The sequence below is a fragment of the Halomonas sp. genome, assembly GCF_031581305.1.
Classification (GTDB): Bacteria; Pseudomonadota; Gammaproteobacteria; order Pseudomonadales; family Halomonadaceae; genus Halomonas.
The window spans coordinates 1-2,866 of the sequence record NZ_JAVLBC010000284.1 but is presented as its reverse complement, the minus strand read 5'-3'; the positions used below and the strand labels follow the sequence as shown (position 1 = coordinate 2,866).

Sequence of the window (2,866 nt, the reverse complement as noted above, 5' to 3'; positions counted from 1 at the left end):
AGGCTCGGCTCACGAGCTGGAGCGCCAGCCCGGTCGAATCTCGTTTCCCGCTCCATATAATATTTATGATGTCGTCTTGCAGGCCAAGGCTCACGTCACGAGCTGGAGCGCCAGCCCGGCTGACGGCAGCCCCGCCGAATCTCGTTTCCCGCTCCATCGAACGTTGACCAGTCTGGTAACTTCCGGCTTCTCTTGAACTGGGCGGATCAGCATGCCCAGACCGCGGCCGTCAGCACGCCCCACGCCAGCACGCCGGCCGCCATGATGGTATAGGTTGCCGACTGGGCCACCATGTCGCATCCCCGCGTCGATACCGCCCCTGCAGGAGGCGTTCTCCCTGCCGGGGTGAGAGAGCGAACCTTGAAGTTTGCCGGGCCATCCCCATCTCGGAGGGTTCTCATGATGACTTTCATTTCTTGCTGACGGGATCGCACATGGCCGAACCGGCATTGTCCATCCGCGGCCTGACCAAGGTCTACGGCAATGGTTTCCAGGCCCTCAAGGGCATCGACCTCGACGTCGCCGAGGGCGACTTCTATGCCTTGCTGGGGCCCAATGGCGCCGGCAAGTCGACCACTCTGGGGGTGGTCTGCTCGCTGGTGCAGAAGACCGCAGGCCGTGTCTCGATCTTCGGGATCGACATCGACCGGGACTTCGCCCGTGCCAAGTACCATCTCGGCGTGGTGCCCCAGGAATTCAACTTCAACCAGTTCGAAAAGGTCATCGATATCGTGCTGGCCCAGGCCGGCTACTACGGCATGTCGCGTCGCGAGGCACTGCCCCGCGCCGAGCAGCTGCTGCGCGACCTGGGCCTCTGGGACAAGCGCAACGGCAGCGCGCGAATGCTCTCCGGCGGCATGAAGCGCCGGCTGATGATCGCCCGTGCCTTGATGCACCGGCCCAGGCTGCTGATCCTCGACGAGCCTACCGCCGGCGTGGACATCGAGCTGCGCCGCAGCATGTGGGCGTACATGCGTCGCATCAACCGCGAGGAGGGCACCACCATCATCCTCACCACCCACTACCTGGAGGAGGCCGAGAGCCTGTGTCGCAACGTGGGGATCATCAATCATGGCGAGATCATCCGGAACACCAGCGTGCGTGACCTGCTCGCCGAATTGGATATCGAGACCTTCCTGCTGGACCTGGCGCACCCGATCGAGGCCGCGCCCGAGGTGGCGGGCTTCGAGGTGAGCCGGGTCGATGACGCCCAGCTGGCGGTGGTGGTGCACCGCGGCCAGCGCCTCAACGATGTCTTTGAGGCGCTCAGCGCCCAGGGGCTCCAGGTGATGTCGATGCGCAACCGCGCCAACCGGCTCGAGGAGATGTTCGTCTCCATGGTGGAGCAGGGCAATAGCGACAAGGCGGCGGCCGAGGCAGCGGAGGCACGCGCATGAACCCGACCCAGATCGCCATCGCCCTCTGGACCCTGGTGCACAAGGAGGTCAAGCGCTTCACGCGGATCTGGCCGCAGACCCTGCTGCCGCCATCGATCACCATGACCATGTACTTCATCATCTTCGGCAACCTGATCGGCTCGCGGATCGGCGAGATGGATGGCTACAGCTACATGGACTTCATCGTCCCCGGGCTGATCATGATGGCGGTGATCACCAACAGCTACTCCAACGTGGCCTCGAGCTTCTTCTCGAACAAGTTCCAGCGCTCCATCGAGGAGATGATGGTCTCGCCGATGCCCAACTGGGTGATCCTCACCGGCTTCGTGCTGGGCGGCATGGCCCGCGGCCTCGGCGTGGGGCTGATCGTCACCGGGGTGTCGCTGTTCTTCACCCGGATCGAGGTGGCACATCCGCTGCTGACGGTCTTCGTGGTGGTGCTCACCGCGGCGCTGTTCGCCATCGGCGGCTTCATCAACGCCCTGCTGGGCAAGAAGTTCGACGACATCTCCATCGTGCCGACCTTCATCCTCACGCCACTGACCTACCTGGGCGGGGTCTTCTATTCCATCTCGCTGCTGCCGGCCTTCTGGCAGGGCGTGTCGATGCTCAATCCCATCCTCTACATGGTCAACGTCTTTCGCTACGGTTTCCTCGGCGTCTCGGACATCCCCGTGGGCTGGGCGCTGGCCGCCATCCTGGCCTTCATCAGCGTGCTCTTCGGGGTGGCGCTGTGGATGCTGAATCGCGGCAAGGGCATCAGGAGCTGACATGGCACACCACCGACCCGATACCCTCGCGCATGCCCCCCTGGGACGCGAAGCCGCCTATCCGGAGCACTACGACGCCGGGCTGCTCTTTTCGATCCCCCGCGCGGCCAACCGGGGGCCGCTGGGTATCGAGGAGGGCGCCTTGCCCTTCGTCGGCGAGGACGAGTGGCACGCCTTCGAGGTCTCCTGGCTCAACGCCCGAGGCAAGCCGGTGGTGGCCGTGGCGCGCTTCCGCCTGCCGGCGGAGTCGCCGAACTTGATCGAGTCGAAGTCCTGGAAGCTCTACCTCAATAGCTTCAACCAGACTCGCGTCGAAAGTCGCCAGGCGGTCATCGATACCCTGAAGCACGACCTGACGGCGGCCGCCGGTGCGCCGGTGTCCGTCGAGCTGTTCGACGTCGACCATGAGGCACTGGTAACGCGTCGTCTGCCCGGCGAGTGCCTGGATGATCTGGATATCGAGGTCAGCGACTACACGCCCAGCGCGGACCACCTGGCGGTGGGGGAGGAGGTCGTCGAGGAGACGCTGTATTCGCACCTGCTCAAGTCCAATTGCCCGGTCACCGGCCAGCCCGACTGGGGCAGCGTGCTGATCCGCTACCGGGGCCCGCGACTCGATCGCGAGGGGCTGCTGCGCTATCTGATCGGCTACCGCCAGCACCAGGACTTTCACGAGCACTGCGTGGAGCACATCTTCAT

Annotated in this window: 4 protein-coding genes; all 4 read left to right on the top strand. The window is 64.5% G+C overall.

Translation table 11 applies throughout. The features are described 5' to 3' along the window. The coding region (locus tag RI841_RS15780) for a hypothetical protein (RefSeq protein WP_310706583.1) at window positions 1-196 on the top strand (196 nt) is incomplete at its 5' end. A 238-nt stretch (window positions 197-434) separates the two neighbouring features. Further along, the gene (locus tag RI841_RS15775; RefSeq protein WP_310706582.1) at window positions 435-1,397 is read left to right on the top strand and encodes an ABC transporter ATP-binding protein; all 963 of its coding nucleotides are present in this window, start codon (window positions 435-437) and stop codon (window positions 1,395-1,397) included. After that, complete coding sequence (locus RI841_RS15770; RefSeq protein WP_310706581.1) at window positions 1,394-2,167, top strand: ABC transporter permease; 774 nt, start codon at window positions 1,394-1,396, stop codon at window positions 2,165-2,167. The genes RI841_RS15775 and RI841_RS15770 overlap by 4 nt, the downstream gene beginning before the upstream one ends. Window position 2,168: 1 nt before the next feature. Next, window positions 2,169-2,866, top strand: a 698-nt coding sequence (gene queF / locus RI841_RS15765) for an NADPH-dependent 7-cyano-7-deazaguanine reductase QueF (protein ID WP_310706580.1), incomplete at its 3' end; no start/stop codon positions are given.

Bases quoted from the DNA above. Each gene is read 5' to 3' on its own strand.
- RI841_RS15775 (WP_310706582.1), top strand. From the start codon at position 435: ATGGCCGAACCGGCATTGTCCATCCGCGGCCTGACCAAGGTCTACGGC.
- RI841_RS15770 (WP_310706581.1), top strand. From the start codon at position 1,394: ATGAACCCGACCCAGATCGCCATCGCCCTCTGGACCCTGGTGCACAAG.